Source organism: Pseudomaricurvus sp. HS19, from assembly GCF_009857815.1.
Classification (GTDB): domain Bacteria; phylum Pseudomonadota; class Gammaproteobacteria; order Pseudomonadales; family Cellvibrionaceae; genus Pseudomaricurvus.
Map to the genome: position 1 here is coordinate 372,986 of NZ_WVVW01000002.1, position 16,753 is coordinate 389,738.

18 protein-coding genes are annotated in these 16,753 nt (G+C 58.9%); 14 read left to right on the forward strand and 4 right to left on the reverse strand.

All coding sequences use genetic code 11. The features are described from left to right. Positions 1-122 precede the first annotated feature (122 nt). Together GSF27_RS09415 and rpmE are read right to left on the reverse strand one after the other, a co-directional pair. Positions 123-1,391: a malic enzyme-like NAD(P)-binding protein gene (locus GSF27_RS09415; RefSeq protein ID WP_160968247.1), complete on the reverse strand. Its 1,269-nt coding sequence runs from the start codon at positions 1,389-1,391 to the stop codon at positions 123-125. A 245-nt stretch (positions 1,392-1,636) separates the two neighbouring features. After that, positions 1,637-1,852 carry a 50S ribosomal protein L31 gene (gene rpmE / locus GSF27_RS09420; RefSeq protein ID WP_160968249.1) on the reverse strand — a complete coding sequence of 72 codons (216 nt, stop codon included), beginning with the start codon at positions 1,850-1,852 and terminating at the stop codon, positions 1,637-1,639. 181 nt (positions 1,853-2,033) lie between these two features. On the opposite strand from rpmE, the gene GSF27_RS09425 reads away from it, so the two are divergent. The 5 genes from GSF27_RS09425 to GSF27_RS09445 all read left to right on the forward strand — a co-directional run bounded on the left by GSF27_RS09425 (position 2,034) and on the right by GSF27_RS09445 (position 7,457). After that, positions 2,034-4,277 (forward strand): primosomal protein N', encoded by a 2,244-nt coding sequence (locus GSF27_RS09425; protein ID WP_160968251.1) that lies wholly within the window; start codon positions 2,034-2,036, stop codon positions 4,275-4,277. A 96-nt stretch (positions 4,278-4,373) separates the two neighbouring features. After that, positions 4,374-4,970, forward strand: a complete 597-nt coding sequence (locus GSF27_RS09430) for an SPOR domain-containing protein (RefSeq protein WP_160968253.1) — start codon at positions 4,374-4,376, stop codon at positions 4,968-4,970. 108 nt (positions 4,971-5,078) lie between these two features. Beyond that, complete coding sequence (gene hslV / locus GSF27_RS09435) at positions 5,079-5,624, forward strand: ATP-dependent protease subunit HslV (RefSeq protein ID WP_160968255.1); 546 nt, start codon at positions 5,079-5,081, stop codon at positions 5,622-5,624. Between the two features lie 67 nt (positions 5,625-5,691). After that, the gene (hslU, locus tag GSF27_RS09440) at positions 5,692-7,008 is read left to right on the forward strand and encodes an ATP-dependent protease ATPase subunit HslU (RefSeq protein ID WP_160968257.1); all 1,317 of its coding nucleotides are present in this window, start codon (positions 5,692-5,694) and stop codon (positions 7,006-7,008) included. 65 nt (positions 7,009-7,073) lie between these two features. Then, on the forward strand, positions 7,074-7,457 hold the full coding sequence (locus GSF27_RS09445; protein WP_160968259.1) for a gamma-butyrobetaine hydroxylase-like domain-containing protein: 384 nt from the start codon (positions 7,074-7,076) through the stop codon (positions 7,455-7,457). Between the two features lie 152 nt (positions 7,458-7,609). On the opposite strand, the gene GSF27_RS09450 is transcribed toward GSF27_RS09445, so the two are convergent. Beyond that, positions 7,610-8,230, reverse strand: a complete 621-nt coding sequence (locus GSF27_RS09450; protein WP_160968261.1) for a Yip1 family protein — start codon at positions 8,228-8,230, stop codon at positions 7,610-7,612. 342 nt (positions 8,231-8,572) lie between these two features. On the opposite strand from GSF27_RS09450, the gene GSF27_RS09455 reads away from it, so the two are divergent. From GSF27_RS09455 to GSF27_RS09475, 5 genes are all read left to right on the forward strand, one after another. Next, positions 8,573-8,767, forward strand: coding sequence for a DUF2970 domain-containing protein (locus tag GSF27_RS09455; protein ID WP_160968263.1), 195 nt, complete (start codon positions 8,573-8,575; stop codon positions 8,765-8,767). 137 nt (positions 8,768-8,904) lie between these two features. Beyond that, positions 8,905-10,065 carry a cytochrome c oxidase subunit II gene (gene coxB, locus GSF27_RS09460; protein ID WP_160968265.1) on the forward strand — a complete coding sequence of 387 codons (1,161 nt, stop codon included), beginning with the start codon at positions 8,905-8,907 and terminating at the stop codon, positions 10,063-10,065. Positions 10,066-10,114: 49 nt separating this feature from the next. After that, positions 10,115-11,701, forward strand: a complete 1,587-nt coding sequence (ctaD, locus tag GSF27_RS09465; protein WP_160968267.1) for a cytochrome c oxidase subunit I — start codon at positions 10,115-10,117, stop codon at positions 11,699-11,701. A 27-nt stretch (positions 11,702-11,728) separates the two neighbouring features. After that, on the forward strand, positions 11,729-12,283 hold the full coding sequence (locus tag GSF27_RS09470) for a cytochrome c oxidase assembly protein (protein ID WP_160968269.1): 555 nt from the start codon (positions 11,729-11,731) through the stop codon (positions 12,281-12,283). Positions 12,284-12,343: 60 nt separating this feature from the next. After that, positions 12,344-13,213, forward strand: a complete 870-nt coding sequence (locus GSF27_RS09475; RefSeq protein ID WP_202410372.1) for a cytochrome c oxidase subunit 3 — start codon at positions 12,344-12,346, stop codon at positions 13,211-13,213. A gap of 15 nt (positions 13,214-13,228) precedes the next feature. On the opposite strand, the gene GSF27_RS09480 is transcribed toward GSF27_RS09475, so the two are convergent. Continuing rightward, complete coding sequence (locus tag GSF27_RS09480; protein WP_160968273.1) at positions 13,229-13,438, reverse strand: DUF2909 family protein; 210 nt, start codon at positions 13,436-13,438, stop codon at positions 13,229-13,231. A gap of 82 nt (positions 13,439-13,520) precedes the next feature. On the opposite strand from GSF27_RS09480, the gene GSF27_RS09485 reads away from it, so the two are divergent. From GSF27_RS09485 to cyoE, 4 genes are read left to right on the forward strand one after another with little or no spacing between them, the layout of a single operon-like run. Then, a complete protein-coding gene (locus GSF27_RS09485; protein ID WP_160968275.1) occupies positions 13,521-14,249 on the forward strand; it encodes an SURF1 family protein in 729 nt (242 codons plus the stop codon). Beyond that, entirely contained in the window at positions 14,249-14,740 is a 492-nt protein-coding gene (locus GSF27_RS09490) for a hypothetical protein (protein WP_160968277.1), read from the forward strand. Before GSF27_RS09485 ends, GSF27_RS09490 begins: the two co-directional genes overlap by 1 nt. A 12-nt stretch (positions 14,741-14,752) precedes the next feature. Further along, positions 14,753-15,847 (forward strand): heme A synthase, encoded by a 1,095-nt coding sequence (locus tag GSF27_RS09495; RefSeq protein ID WP_160968279.1) that lies wholly within the window; start codon positions 14,753-14,755, stop codon positions 15,845-15,847. After that, entirely contained in the window at positions 15,816-16,733 is a 918-nt protein-coding gene (cyoE, locus tag GSF27_RS09500) for a heme o synthase (protein WP_160968281.1), read from the forward strand. The genes GSF27_RS09495 and cyoE overlap by 32 nt, the downstream gene beginning before the upstream one ends. Positions 16,734-16,753 lie beyond the last annotated feature (20 nt).

A 16,753-nucleotide genomic window follows, 5' to 3' on the forward strand; every position in this document is an offset into this window, starting at 1 on the left:
AAGCCGGACAATAAAAAAGCCCCAATGGGGCTTTTTTATTGTCCGGCTGTCCGGCTTTTCGATTTACCGGCACATCAGGCAACCAAAGACTGGCAGCAGAGCCAGCCTTCGGCACGCCGCTTTTACCACTTGCAGTCAGCCAGTGTCTGCAGCGGGTAGTGGGCGGGATAAGGCAGTCGCGCCACCCCGGTATCCACTGCCGCTTTTGCCACTGCCGCCGCTACCGCACCCAGCAGGCGGGCATCGGTTGGCTTGGGCAGGATGTAGTTGCGGCCAAAGCTCAGCTCCACCCCACCGTAGGCCTTGGTAACCTCGGCAGGCACCGGCAGCTTGGCCAGCTCTTTCAGGGCCTCTACCGCCGCCAGCTTCATCTCGGTATTGATCTCACGGGCACGCACGTCGAGGGTGCCGCGGAACAGGAACGGGAAGCAGAGGACGTTGTTGACCTGGTTAGGATAATCGGAGCGGCCAGTGGCCATAATCAGATCCTCACGCACCTCATTGGCGATCTTGGGGCTGATTTCGGGATCAGGGTTGGAGCAGGCAAACACCACCGGATTAGCTGCCATTTTAGCCAGCTGCTCAGGCGCCAACAGGTTCGGGCCGGAGAGGCCGAGGAAGGCATCCGCACCGTCGATAGCATCGTCCAGGGTGCGCGCCTCGGTATCGTGGGCAAACTGCTCTTTGTATTCATTGAGTCCGTCACGGCCACTGTAGATCACACCCTTGCTGTCGAGCATAGTGATATTTTCACGGGTCGCGCCCGCGGCGATCATCAGGGTGCAGCAGGCGTGGGCCGCAGCGCCCGCGCCCAGGCAAACGATACGGGCGTCGGCGATGGACTTGCCCTGAATCTCCAGAGCATTGAGCATGCCGGCCACAGTAACAATTGCGGTGCCGTGCTGGTCATCGTGGAAAACCGGGATCTGACAGCGCTCAATCAGGGTTTTTTCAATCTGGAAACACTCCGGCGCCTTGATGTCCTCAAGGTTGATACCACCCCAGGTGTTGGCAATGCTGGCAACGGTCTCAATAAAGGCTTCCGGGCTCTCGCTCTCCACCTCGATATCGATGGAGTCGATACCGGCGAAACGCTTGAACAACAGCCCCTTGCCTTCCATGACCGGCTTGCTGGCCAGCGGTCCCAGGTTACCCAGGCCGAGAATGGCACTGCCATCGGTGATCACCGCCACCATGTTACCCTTGGCCGTGTATTTGTAGGCGTTTTCCGGATCCTTGGCGATCTCACGCACTGGCTCAGCCACACCGGGGCTGTAGGCCAGGGAGAGATCTTCCTGAGTCTCTGCGGAGGTAGTAATTTCGATCGCTAATTTGCCGGGTCTCGGAAACGCGTGGTAATCCAGAGCCGCTTGCTTAAATACATCTGACATGGTCTTGTCCATTGGCTGGAGAGGCGCATACCCCAAGGGAGGAAGAGAATAGCAGACTATCCGGTCAAATATCCCTGCGTATTACGCCGCTTTCGCTTGGTAATTGCGCCAATCGGAGGGGAATAGTTGCCACAAGCCAGGGCTTTTTAACACCGTCTTGCTGGCGGCGCTCCCTCCCGTATCGGCATAAAAAAAGCGCTGCAGTGGCCTGGAGCGCTTTTCGAAACTGCGTATCGTCGGCGCGATTACTTGGCGCCGATACGGCTGCCAAAGCGCTTCTTGAACTTGTCTACGCGGCCGCCGGTGCTGGCTTGCTTCTGCTTGCCGGTGTAGAACGGGTGGCAGTTGGAGCACACGTCCAGGTGCATCTCGGTCGCCTTGGTGGAGCCGGTGGTGATAACGTTGCCACAGCTGCAGGTAGCAGTCATCAGGCCGTAATTTGGATGGATATCAGTTTTCATGGGTTTCGCCTTATCGAATGTGTGCCGCCACCCGGTCTTGTGCCGGGCACCGCACAACGGTTAACCTTAGCGGGCTTAAAAATCAAGACGGCGCATACTACCAGAAACTTCCGTCGACGCAAGCTCGCTGTGCATTTTTTCAGCACCACCGGGCCTCACCATCCAAGGTACCTCCCGCTCCATGGCCGAGCCCCCGATCTACGCCGTTGCCCTGCCCGTTCCCCTGCGCAAAACCTTTGACTATCTGGCCTGGGACCCGCTGTTCCCGGGCCCCATTGCCCTTCCCGGCTGTCGGGTGCAGGTATCCTTTGGCAACCAGCAATTGACCGGTGTCATAACCTCAGTCAAGCAGAGTTCGGAACTACCAGCCAGTCAGCTGAAGGCGATCCTGCAGCTGCTGGACCAGCAACCATTGGTACCCACCGAGGTGCTGCAACTGTGCCAATGGACCGCCCACTACTACCACCACCCACTGGGTGATGTGCTTGCCACGGCCCTGCCGGTACAGCTGCGGCAGGGCGCCGCTGCCCGGCTGGTGGAAGAGAGCGCCTGGCGGCTGACAGACGCCGGCCGCCACTGTTCCCCGGCGGAGTTGGCACGGGCGCCACGGCAGCAGGAACTGCTGGCCCAACTGCAGGCCCTGCAGACCGAAGCCCATCACGACGCCCTCCCCCTTTGGCACAAGGACCTGCTGGCCAGTGGTATCAAGCGTCCACAACTGCAGGCGCTGGCCGACAAGGGACTGCTACAGGAGCTGCAACTGTCTCCGGCGCAGCTGGCCGCTGACCTGCCTCCCCTGCCACCGCTGCGGGAGCCGCACCTGCCACTCAACAGCGAACAGCAACTGGCCCTGCGGCAGGTGGAACCTGGGCGCTTCCAGTGCCACCTGCTCTACGGCACCACCGGCAGCGGCAAGACCGAAGTCTACCTGCAGGCCATCGACAAGGTGCTGGCGGCGGGTCAACAGGCACTGGTACTGATCCCGGAAATCGGCCTCACCCCACAGACCCTGCGCCGCTTTCAGCAGCGCTTCCAGCGTCCCATGGCCATACTGCACTCGGGCCTGAACGATAGTGAGCGCCAACAAGCCTGGCTGCTGGCGGCACAGGGCCTGGCGGACATCATCATAGGTACGCGCTCGGCTATTTTCACTCCCTTGCCCAGGGGCGGGATTATCATTGTCGATGAGGAACACGACGGCTCCTTCAAGCAGCAGGATGGCCTGCGCTATTCCGCCCGGGACCTGGCCGCGGTACGCTGCCAGCAGCTGGGCATCCCCCTGCTGCTTGGGAGTGCCACCCCGTCACTGGAGAGTTACCACAACGCCCGCAGCGGTCGCTATCAGATGCTGCCCCTGACCCAACGTGCCGGCGGCGCGCAGCCCCCGGCCATGGAGACCATCGATATCCGCGGCCTGCCCCTGCAGGATGGGTTCAGTGAACCCCTGCTGGAGCACATGCGCAGCCACTTGCAGCAGGGCAATCAGGTACTGGCCTTCCTCAACCGGCGCGGCTACGCCCCCACCCTGATGTGCCACGACTGCGGCTGGATGGCTCAATGTCCCGCCTGCGATGCCCGCCTGACCGTGCACCAGCACCCAAGCCACCTCCACTGCCACCACTGCGACTACCAGCGGCCGCTGCTGCAACAGTGCCCCAATTGTCGCAGCTACCAGCTGCAACCCCTGGGACAGGGCACCGAGCGGGCCGAACAGCGGCTGCAGGCACTGTTCCCCGACATTCCGGTGGTGCGGGTGGACCGCGATACCACCCGCCGCAAAAACGCCATGGAGGAAATTGTGTCCCGCGTCCACCAGGGGGAACCCTGCATCCTGCTGGGCACACAGATGCTGGCCAAGGGTCACCATTTCCCGGACGTCACCCTGGTGGCCATTCTGGATGTGGATGGAGGCCTGTTCAGCACCGACTTCCGCGGCCCCGAACGCATGGGCCAGCTGTTGTTGCAGGTGGCCGGGCGCGCCGGGCGCGCGGACAAGCCCGGCAGCGTGCTGATCCAGACCCACCTCGCCGATCACCCCCTGCTGCAGACCTTGCTGCACCAGGGCTACAGCACCTACGCCGACATACTGTTGCAGGAGCGTCAGACCGCCAGCCTGCCACCGTTTCGCTACATGGCACTGTTGCGGGCCGAATCCAGCCGCCCGGAAAACGCCCATGGCGCCTTGCTGCAGGCCCGGCAGTGGCTGGAGCAACGGCCGGACAGCCGGGAGCTGCAATGCCTGGGGCCGCTGCCCGCGCCGATGGAAAAGCGCAATGACCGCTACCGCTATCAACTGCAATTACAAAGCCCGAACCGAGCCCACCTGCATCTGGCCCTGCAGCAGCTGATTCCACAGATGGACCAATCGGCGCTGGCCAAGCGGGTACGCTGGTCCGTGGACGTGGATCCACAGGATATGACCTGATTACCGCCCCGGAATGGGATCCAGGCAATTGGTTCAACACCCCGGGTCGAGTACAATGGCCGCCTTGCAGTTACAAGACCATCCAGACACCTGACTATGACCCGCGACTACGCGAAAAAAAGCCGCTCCAGCTCCGGCAGCAGAAGCAACAACAAGAAAGGCACCCGGAAGAGCAGCCCCAAGCGCAGTCAGGTTCCTGCGTGGGTGTGGCTGTTCACCGGGTCCGTGCTGGGCGCCTTCATTATGTTTCTGGCATTCCTGTCGGGACTCACACCCTCTTCCACACCGGCGCCCGCGCAGCCAGAGGCCCCGGTGGCGAGCAAATCCTCACCCGACATCCCCAAGCCACGGTTTGATTTTTACCAGCTGCTGAAAGAGACCGAAGTGGTGGTACAGGAGCCGACCCCGGGCGGCAAAGGCAAGAACAGCACCCCGGAAGCGGAAACCGTACCCCAGGAATACATCCTGCAGGTGGGCTCCTTTAAAAAGGTCGCCGACGCCGACCGTCTGCGGGCAGAACTGATCCTGATGAACCTGGACGCCAGCGTGGAAACCGTCACTGTACGCAATGGCGAGACCTGGCACCGCGTGCTGGTGGGGCCCTACACCTCGCAGTCCAAGGTCGCCAATGCCCGCAGCACCCTCATTTCCAACGACATCAATCCCCTGCTGCTGAAACGCAATCGCTCCTGAGCCGGGCGCGCCACTCCGGCGCCCGCCGGGCGCCCTTGAATTTCCCCGTTCCGCCCCCATCTCCCGCTTGAGCTCTGACTACACATTCCGACTTTAAGGATCCCCTCCGTGGAACAATATCGTGGTACTACCATTGTTTCCGTGCGTCGCAACGGCAAGGTTGTGATTGGCGGCGACGGCCAGGTCTCCCTCGGCAATACCGTTATGAAAGGCAACGCCCGCAAGGTTCGGCGCCTCTACAACAATGAGGTTATCGCCGGGTTCGCCGGTGGCACCGCCGACGCCTTTACCCTGTTTGAACGTTTCGAAGCCAAGCTGGAAGCCCACGGCGGCCAGCTGGTGCGCGCCGCTGTAGAGCTGGCCAAGGACTGGCGTACCGACCGCGCCCTGCGCCGCCTGGAAGCACTGCTGGCGGTGGCCGACAAGGACGCCTCCCTGATCATTACCGGCAACGGTGACGTCATCCAGCCGGAGCAGGACATCATTGCCATTGGTTCCGGCGGCCCCTTCGCCCAGGCCGCGGCCCGGGCGCTGTTCGAGAACACCGAACTGGAAGCCAAAACCATTGTGGAGAAAGCGCTGGGTATTGCCGGCGACATCTGTGTCTACACCAACCACAACCACACCATCGAAGAGCTGGTTTATCAGCCCTGACAGCGGTGGTCTCCCCCGCGAGGCCCTGTAACCACAACCCTATTCTGATACCGGAAGCGAATTCATCATGTCAGACATGACCCCCCGTGAAATCGTCCACGAACTCGACAAGCACATCGTCGGCCAGGGTGCCGCCAAGCGCGCAGTGGCCATCGCCCTGCGTAACCGCTGGCGCCGCATGCAACTGGACGAGAGCCTGCGCAACGAAGTCACACCCAAAAACATCCTGATGATCGGCCCCACCGGCGTCGGTAAAACCGAAATTGCCCGCCGCCTGGCCAAGCTGGCCAACGCCCCCTTTATTAAGGTGGAAGCAACAAAATTCACCGAAGTGGGCTATGTCGGCCGCGACGTGGAGTCCATTGTCCGCGACCTGGTGGACCGCTCCATCAAACTCTACCGCGAACAGGAGATGTCCAAGGTCAGCCACCGGGCGGAAGATGCGGCTGAAGAGCGGATTCTCGACGCTCTCCTGCCACCGGCACGGGGCGACGACGGCGAACGCCAGGAGAGCACCACCCGCCAGCTGTTCCGCAAGAAACTGCGTGAGGGCGAGCTGGACGACAAGGAGATCGACATCGAAGTAGCCTCTACCCCGGTAGGCGTGGAGATCATGGCACCTCCCGGCATGGAGGAGATGACCAGCCAGCTGCAGAACATGTTCTCCTCCCTCTCTTCCAAGCGCAGCAAGAGTGCCAAGCTGACCGTGCGTCAGGCTTTCCGCCAGATTCGCGATGAAGAAGCCGCCAAGCTGGTGAACGAAGAGGAACTCAAGAGCAAGGCCATCGCTGCCGCCGAGCAGAACGGCATTGTCTTTATCGACGAGATCGACAAGGTGGCCAAGCGCGGCGAGACCAGCGGCACCGACGTTTCCCGGGAAGGGGTGCAGCGGGATCTGCTGCCCCTGATTGAGGGCTGCACCGTCAGCACCAAACACGGCATGATCAAAACCGATCACATCCTCTTTATCGCCTCAGGCGCCTTTCACCTCTCCAAACCATCGGACCTGATCCCCGAACTGCAGGGGCGCCTGCCCATTCGCGTGGAACTGGACGCACTGACGGCAGATGACTTCGAGCGCATCCTCACCGAACCCAACGCCTCCCTGACCGAGCAGCAGATCGCCCTGCTGCAAACCGAAGGAGCGGAACTGCAGTTTACCGCCGATGGCATCCGCCGCATCGCCGAGACCGCCTGCGAAGTCAACGAGCGCACGGAAAACATCGGTGCCCGTCGCCTGCACACCATTATGGAGCGACTGCTGGAAGACATCTCTTTTGACGCAGGCGATAACAACGCCGTCCTGGTCATTGATCGTGACTACGTTGACTCTCACCTCGGCGCCCTGGCGCAGAACGAAGATCTCAGTCGCTACATTCTCTGATCCGTACCGGGCCGCTGCATGCCGGCGGCCCGCTCACCAACCTCCGGCCCGGACACCCGCTGCTTATGAACGCGCCCCGCAAAGTCACCCTGCACAAAGGCACCGCCGTGCTGGAGCTGCAATACGAAGATGTCAGCGCCCGGCTGCCGGCAGAGCTGCTGCGCGTCTACTCCCCCTCCGCCGAAGTTCAGGGCCACGGCCCCGGGCAGGAGACTCTGCAGTTCGGCAAACGGGATGTGAATATCGACAAGCTGGAAGCCACCGGCCACTACGGCCTGCGCATCTACTTCAGCGACGGCCATAACACCGGCCTCTTCAGCTGGAACTATTTGCGCCACCTGGCCGACGACCAGGAAGCCCTCTGGCAGGACTACCTGCAACGCCTAAATGCCGCTGGCAAGTCCCGCGACCCTTACGAAGCGGTAGTTCGCCTGATTGACCCAAACTGAAGCCGTAACCGGGCAGCAGTCAGGACGTTTCCGACGCACAATAAAAAAGCAGGCTTGCGCCTGCTTTTTTATTGACGGTACCTTCCGTTATTACTGGTACCTTCCCGCTTCCACGCCGGAAGCCGGCATTCCAGAATCAACTTACGCCCGAATCAACTGACGTAGACCGGTCCTACGCCTACAGTCCAGACAATCACCGATGCAATCATCATCGTCACCATCAGCACCAGGCCGGTGGTTACTGCGGACGACGCAAAGATGAAGCCCTGATCCTTGGGAATGTTCATCAAAATCGGAATGCCCTGATACAGCAGGTAGACTGAATAGGCCCCGGCAATACCCATCACTGACGTGACCAGCCACGGAGATGGATAGAGCAGTACCAGTCCGGCGATCATCATCGGCGTGGTGACATAGACGGCCATCGCCGTACCTTCATAATGTCTCTCCTCGGCCGAATCCTTTACCCCGAAGGTGCGTTCCATCCAGTTGATAAACTCACCAAAGATGTAGACGCCAAGATTGATACCCACATAACTGAGGAAGCAGAGACTGGCCGCACTGACCGAGGTCAACCGGACCACCTCGTCCGAGCCTACCTGCCACCCCACCGCTGTTACACCGATGTAGGCGCAGATAACCGGGATCAACGCCAGAAATGGTACGTGGCTGACGAAAACCCCCATAAAGCCTTCGCGGCGTTGCTGCCGAATGGACTGCCACTCGGATTCCGGGTGCAGAAAAATGCCTAATGTGTGTTGCAAGATTGCCATAGGAAACTCCTGACTATTATTCTCACTGGGAGTGCAAAACCAGTATTGCACAAGGGATTTTCACAAACATGGAAAATGCTTTGATTTATTGGATCGTTTATACATAAAGCATTTGATTTAAAGCACAGCAGGAAATAATAAAAAACCTTCTGAAATTAACGACGTTTGGCTTTGAAGTTAATCGGAGTTAAAAAAATATCCGGAAACAGTTTCGGTAACAGATTCAGAAATATGAGTAAATGATTCACACACACCGATAGTGGCTATTGCCTGAACCTCGAAATAACACCGTTTTTATTAGTATTAAAAATATAAATAGCTGCAGATATAAGAAAACAAATTATGAATCGATTTTTCAGCCTGCTTAAAAGTGTTACCGGCGCCTTCCTCGGCGTTCAGAGCGGCAAGCAATTGGACAATGATGCCGAAGAAAAAAGTGTCTGGCCTTTTGTGATCACCGGCATATTTATGACAGTTTTGCTTGTTATCGGCATCGCTGCGGCGGTTCGGATAGTTTTGACAAACATCAGCGGTTAAATTAGTTTCAGGCTGTCAAAGGCTGCAATTTTGACCCGCAGGATTCGTCGCGCCTGCGCACCTCTGGCTCGCATTGATCGCACGTCAGAACACGGACAGACCACTTCAATAATTACAAAAAGACAGGCACGTTGATTATGGATACTTCTGTGTGTCGGTGGCTGAACGCGCCACTGTCCCGGCTGCTGCAAGCTGCCCTTGTTTTATCTCTCCTGCCCCAGGACGCTGCCGCAGAGATACCGCTCAACATGCCGGTAGGTGTCACCGACATCAGCCGTTCGGTCTACGACCTGCACATGACCATTTTCTGGATCTGCGTTGCCATTGCGGTGGTGGTGTTCGGTGTCATGTTCTGGTCCATTATTCATCACCGTAAATCCAAAGGCGCCAAAGCCGCCCACTTTCACGAAAACACCGTGGTGGAAATCATCTGGACGCTGATCCCCATGGCGATCCTTATTGCCATGGCCATTCCCGCCACCGCAACGCTGGTTAAAATGTACGACACCAGCGATGCCGAGGTGGACATCCAGGTGACCGGCTACCAATGGAAATGGCATTACAAGTACCTGGATCAGGACGTGGAATTCTTTTCCAACCTTTCAACACCACGAGAGCAAATAGAGAATACTGCTGAAAAAAGCGAACACTACCTCCTCGAAGTGGACAACGCGCTGGTGATACCAACCGGCAAGAAAGTGCGCTTCCTGATTACCTCCAATGATGTCATTCACTCCTGGTGGGTACCCCATCTGGCGGTCAAGAAGGATGCCATTCCCGGATTTATCAATGAGTCGTGGGCCATCGTCAACGAGCCCGGCGTCTATCGCGGCCAGTGCGCCGAACTGTGTGGCAAGGACCACGGCTTTATGCCCATCGTTGTCGATGCCCGCTCACCGGAAGACTACCAACAGTGGCTGCTGGCCAAGCAGGAAGAGAAAGAACAGCAGGCTCAGCAGGCAGCTGCAGCGACAGCCCGCACCTGGACCCATGAAGAACTTATGGCGGAAGGGGAAAAAGTTTACGCCCGCGCCTGCGCTGCCTGCCACCAGCCCTCCGGTGCCGGCATGCCACCGGTATTCCCGTCACTGATCAAGAGCCCGATTACCACCGGCGATATCAATGCCCACATAGATATCGTCGTGCGCGGCAAACCTGGCACCGCCATGCAGGCGTTTGGCAACCAGCTGACCCCGGCCGAAGTGGCGGCGGTCGTTACCTATGAGCGTAACGCCTGGGGCAACGACACAGGCGATACAGTGACGCCCACAGACGTTCAGGAACACAACGCACAATAATCTCGCATCAGAACAGCGATCAGATAACGATTTACATTCGGAGAGGACTATGGACGCGGCCAGCGACATTGCGCATGAAGCTCAGCATCATCACGGACCGGCCAGCGGTTTAAGTCGCTGGGTGTTCACCACCAACCACAAGGACATCGGCACACTGTACATGTGGTTCTCGTTCCTGATGTTTCTTACCGGCGGCAGCATGGCGCTGGTGATCCGGGCGGAACTTTTCCAGCCCGGACTGCAGCTGGTGGATCCCGGTTTCTTCAATCAAATGACCACCATGCACGGCCTGATCATGGTGTTCGGGGCAGTGATGCCCGCCTTTGTCGGCCTCGCCAACTGGCTGATCCCGATGATGGTGGGCGCGCCTGACATGGCCCTGCCACGCATGAACAACCTCAGCTTCTGGATCCTGCCGTTTGCCTTTACGATGCTGCTGATGACCCTGTTTATGGATGGCGGCGCACCCAATTTCGGCTGGACGTTTTATGCACCGCTGAGCACTCAATACGCACCACCCACGGTCAACTACTTTATCTTTGGTGTTCATTTGATGGGTATCTCATCCATCATGGGCGCCATCAATGTCATCGCCACCATTTTTAATATGCGCGCCCCCGGCATGACCCTGATGAAGATGCCACTGTTTGTCTGGACCTGGCTGATTACCGCGTTTCTGCTGCTGGCGGCCATGCCGGTGCTGGCTTGCGTGGTCACCATGATGCTGTTCGACATCAACTTCGGTACCAGCTTTTTCAATGCTGCCGGCGGTGGCGACCCCGTGCTCTTCCAGCACCTGTTCTGGTTCTTCGGTCACCCCGAGGTGTACATCATGATCCTGCCGGCGTTTGGCATCGTCTCGCAGATCATCCCCACCTTCAGCCGCAAACCCTTGTTTGGCTACGCCTCCATGGTCTACGCCACCGCCTCCATTGCCCTGCTTTCCTTTATTGTCTGGGCCCACCACATGTTTACCGTCGGCATGCCGCTGGCCGGCGAGCTGTTCTTTATGTACGCCACCATGCTCATTGCCGTACCTACAGGTGTGAAAGTGTTTAACTGGATCAGCACCATGTTTCGTGGCTCCCTGACGTTTGAAACACCCATGCTGTTTGCCATTGCTTTCATCGTACTGTTTACCATTGGTGGCTTCTCCGGCTTGATGCTGGCCATCTCACCGGCTGACTTCCAGTACCACGACACCTATTTCGTAGTGGCACACTTCCACTATGTACTTGTACCCGGTGCCGTGTTTGCAATTATCGCCGCTGTCTACTACTGGCTGCCTAAATGGTGTGGTCGCATGTATGACGAACGCCTGGGTAAAATTCATTTCTGGTGGTCCTTTATCGGCCTCAACCTGACCTTCTTCCCCATGCACTTTATCGGCCTCGCCGGCATGCCGCGCCGCATTCCGGATTACGCCCTGCAGTTTGCCGACTTTAATATGCTGGCGAGCATTGGCGGCTTTGTGTTTGGTTTTGCCCAGGTTTTCTTCCTCTTTATCGTCATCCGATGCATCACCAGTGGCGAGAAGGCTGCCGCCAACCCATGGGAAGGTGCAGAAGGACTGGAGTGGACCCTGCCATCGCCTGCGCCCTACCACAGCTTCGGCACACCACCAAAAATTGATTAACGCCCGTCCAGAGTGAGACGCCAGAACATGCAACCGAACTCCCGCAAAACACTGGTATTGGCGACCCTGATTCCGATTGTGATGTTCGGTTTCGGATTTGCCCTGGTCCCCCTTTACGATGTGTTCTGCCGGGTCACCGGGCTCAACGGAAAGGTAAACACCTCGCCACTGACGGAGGCGGAACAGCGCAACAGGAACAACCAGCAGGAGACAATGTCCCGCGGGGTGCGCGTGCAGTTTGTCACCATGAACAATGGCGACATGCCGTGGGAATTTGCGCCGCTGGAACACGACGCCGTCAAGGTACAGACCGGCGAGGATTTCACGGCCATGTTCCGCGTTACCAACACCACCGATCGTTTTATGCAGGGTCGCGCCGTACCCAGCGTCAGTCCTTCGGAGGCGGCGCAGTATTTTCACAAGGTGCAATGCTTCTGCTTTGACCAGCAGGACCTTGAGGCCGGTGAGTCACTGGATATGCCCGTGGTCTTCGAGGTGGACAAAGAACTGCCGGACCACATTCGGACCATCACACTGGCCTATACTTTGTTTGACGTTACCCAGGTGGCCAATAACAACTGAGCAATAAGTTAACCAAACAGAAGGGTGCCAACAGCCGTATCTGCACCATCACAGGAGAGCATGTGTATGAGTCAGCAGCACTACTATGTACCGGAACAAAGCCACTGGCCGATTGTGGCCGCCGTCAGCCTGTTTCTTTTGGCAGCCGGCACTGCACACGCCCTGATCCACGGTCAGAGCCTGCTGCTGCTGATTGGCCTGGTCGGCGTGATCTATCTTTTTGTCGGCTGGTTTTCTACCGTTGTGAAAGAGAACCAGGAGGGATTACTCAACGATCCCCAGGTAGACCGCTCCTTCCGCCTCGGCATGAGCTGGTTCATCTTTTCCGAAGTGATGTTTTTTGCAGCCCTGTTCGGGGCCCTGTTTTATGTGCGCCACCTGGCTGTGCCGTGGCTGGCAGGCGAAGGCGACAAGCCCATGAATGTGCTGCTGTGGCCGGAGTTTATCAACAGCTGGCCGGTGATGAACCCGCCGGACACCCAGCTTTTCCAGGGGCCCACCACGACGGTTGATCCCTGGCACCTGCCACTGCTGAACACCCTGCTGCTGGTGACTTCCAGCATCACCCTCACCTTTGCCCACCACGCCCTCAAGCACGAAAAGCGCATCACCGCGATTAACTGGATGCTGGCCACCATTGCCCTCGGCATCGCTTTCCTGTTTGTACAGGCCTATGAGTACTACGAAGCCTACACCCATTTGGGGCTGACCCTGCACGCCGGCATTTATGGAGGCACGTTCTTTATCCTTACCGGCTTCCACGGTATGCACGTCACACTGGGTACGATCATTTTGATTGTGATCACCGGACGTCTGATGCGCGGCCACTTTTCACCACAGCGACACTTCGGTTTTGAGGCCAGCGCCTGGTACTGGCACTTTGTGGATGTAGTGTGGCTGGGGCTGTTTATCTTCGTCTACGTACTCTGAAGCAATAACGGTTTGTCACCAGGGCGCCTGGTTGTGCAAGGTGCCAGTGGCAAAACCGATAATGAGGCACAGCAGGATCAGAACCGCCAGTGAGATACGGAATTTAAGTGACGTCAGCAGGCGCTGCTGTGGAGCTTCCCCCTGATCCTTCATCAGGAAGTAGAAGCCAAATGACAGGCTGACAAGCATCAGAAAAAACAGAAAAAGAATAAAGAGTTTCAGCATGGGAGCTCCCCGCCCGGCTGCAAAGTTGTCCTCAGTATAGCGGCAGTTGTAAATGTACCGGCAATGGATTTGGTGTTTTTGCTTGTTTCTTCTCGGCGGTGTCGGCACGTCACTCTGTCTGTGGCAATGGCACAAGGCCGAGCGCAAGGAGTTGTGGCAAGCACAAGGCTCCTCTGTGCTGACATTGCAACAGTGGCGCCAGCAAATCACACCTGACACCACGCCAGACGACGACTCGACACCGGAAGCGTGGCTCGGCCAGCAACTGCAGGTGACAGGTCATTTTCTGCCGGGCTTCAGTGCCTTTCTCGACAATCAGATTCATAACGGCAAGGCCGGCCTGGACGTGCTGGCACTGCTGCGTACCAACAGCGGCGACACCCTGCTGGTCAATCGCGGCTGGATTGAGTGGCCGGATCGCAACACGCTGCCGGAGGTCTCGCTGCCAGAGGGAACCATCACGCTGCAAGGTACGCTCTATCCCTTCAGTCGTCCCGGGCTCACCCTGGGTGACTATCCGGAAATTCAGGCAGCACCGCAGCGCCTGCCCTGGGTGGAGAGGGAGAAGTTGCAACAGGCGCTGGGCGTCACACTGCTCAACGCCGAGTTACGGGTTGCGGCAAACCAGCCGCAGATGTTCCTGCCACACTGGCAGTTATCGGTTATTACACCGGCCAAACACCGGGCTTACGCCTGGCAGTGGGCCGCTCTCACCTTGCTAGCATGGGGTTATGCATTATGGATAGTGTTTCAGGCTCTGCGTCGTCCGCCGGCGCTCCACCGATCCGGCGCGCGAAATTCAAACTGCTGATGCTGCTGCTCATCGGCTTCGCGCCGATGTTAAGCGCCTGGGCGCTGTACCTGGGGCAGTGGCAACCGCAGACAAATACCGCCCGCGGAGCGTTGATGCAACCGGCGCTGACAGCAGAGCAGTGGTGGCCGGCAGCCAATACCGACTCGCTGGAACAGCTGCACGGTCACTGGCTGATTGTGGAAGTACTGCCCGCTGACTGTGACCGGAATTGCGTGCAACAACTGCAACAGGTGACGCAGCTGCACCTGGCACTGGGCAAGGAGGCGGAGCGGGTGCGTCGCGTCTGGTTCGGTACCACCACCCCCACCCAGGCCGACGATCCCTACCTGCAAATCCTGCCCCACAGCGACCTGCAGGTTCCGCAACAGCGCCAGCGTTTTATCGTCGACCCACTGGGCAATCTGGTACTCACCTACACACAGGATCAGGACCTTCGTGATCTGCTGAAGGATCTTAAAAAGCTGCTCAAGGCCTCCAGCATCGGCTAACAGGGAACGGCTATGTCCTCAATCCAGTCTTCAATCCAATCCGCCTTCCGCCTCAGTGCCTGCGCCGTGCTGCTGGCAGCGATTGTCGTCACCCTCGGTGCCTACACCCGACTGGCCGATGCCGGCCTCGGCTGTCCCGACTGGCCAGGCTGCTACGGCTTCCTGACCGTGCCCCAATCCGAAGTCCATATCGTGATCGCCGAAGCCCGCTTTCCGGAAACCCCGGTGGAAGCGCACAAGGGCTGGGCCGAGATGGTCCATCGCTATGTAGCCGGCATTCTGGGAGTGCTCATAGCCGCACTGGCCTGCATGGCCATCAGGCAGCGCCGCACCCCCGGCTATCCACTGGGGTTGAGCCTCGGGCTTTTGCTGCTGGTGGTGGTGCAGGCCGCCTTCGGCATGTGGACGGTGACGCTTAAATTGTGGCCCCAGGTGGTCACCCTGCACCTGCTGGGCGGCTTCGCTACCCTGAGCCTGCTGCTGGTACTCACCCTGCGCCTGCGCCACCTTATCCGACAACCTGCAGACGCCCCCGAGAGCCTTCTGCAGCTAGCCGGTGCACCCCGCCTTTTGATGTGGCTGGCGCTGATGCTGGTCATTGGCCAGATAGCCCTCGGCGGCTGGACCAGTGCCAACTACGCCGCCTATGCCTGTCCCGATTTCCCAACCTGCCACGGTGAGTGGTGGCCGGAGCAAATGGCTTTGGACAAGGGGCTCAACATCACCCAGCACGTGGGCCCCAACTACCTCGGCGGCCAACTCGAAGGGCCGGCCAGGGTGGGCATTCACATGATGCACCGGCTTGGCGCCCTCACTGTCACTCTGGTGCTCAGCCTGCTCTGTGTGGCGCTGTGGCGGCGGCAGCTGCGGGGCGAAGCAACAGCAGTTTTGGCCGCACTCGCACTGCAGCTGGCCATAGGTATTGCCAACGTCTTCTGGCAATTCCCGTTGCTACTGGCGCTGGCCCACAACAGCGGCGCGGCGTTGCTGTTACTGGTTCTCTGCGCCCTGCTCACTCAACACTACCTCGCACGCTCCCTTTCCCATTCCCGCTCCCGCAACAAGGAACTGACTTATGAAAACCACCAAACCTGCCCTGCGGGCTGACTTCAGCGGTGGGCTGGAGCTGCCACCGCTGCGCACCACCCTTACCGCCTACTACCGCCTGACCAAACCAAGGGTAGTGGCCGTCATGCTGCTCACCGCGGTGGTGGGCATGCTACTGGCCAGCGAGCAGGCGATTCCCTGGAACGCCTTGCTGTGGGGAACCATAGGCATCGGCATGGCCGCCGGTGCCGCCGCTGCGGTCAACCATGTGGTGGACAACCGCATCGACCGTCACATGATCCGCACCCGCGCCCGCCCGTTACCCCAGGGCGAACTGTCGCCGGCCCACGCGCTGGCGTTTGCCTTCGTGCTTGGCAGCGCCGGGTTGGCGTTGCTGGCCATCGCCGTCAACCCGCTCACCGCCTGGCTCACCTTTGCTTCCGTCATTGGTTACGCGGTTATCTACAGCGCCTTTCTCAAACGCGCCACACCACAGAACATCACCATCGGTGGCCTGGCCGGTGCAGCACCGCCACTGCTGGGCTGGACCGCTGTGACCAACCAGGTGTCGCCGGAGAGCCTGCTGCTGGTGTTGATTATCTTTGCCTGGACGCCACCACACTTCTGGGCCCTGGCCATTCACAAACGTGACGAATACGCCAACGCCGGTGTGCCCATGTTGCCGGTGACCCACGGCAATGCGTTTACCCGTCTGCAGATTGTGCTCTACACCCTGCTGCTGGTGCTCACTACCCTGCTGCCCTTTCTCTACGGCAGTAGCGGCCTGATCTACCTGGCCGGTGTGACCCTGTTGAACATGGAGCAACTGCGCCGCGTGGCACTGCTGTTCGGTGACAACCGCCAGGCGCCACTGGCACTGTTCCGTTACTCCATTACCTACGTCATGCTGCTGTTTGTGATTCTGCTGCTGGACCATTACCTCTGATCCGCCTTACCTGATCCTTT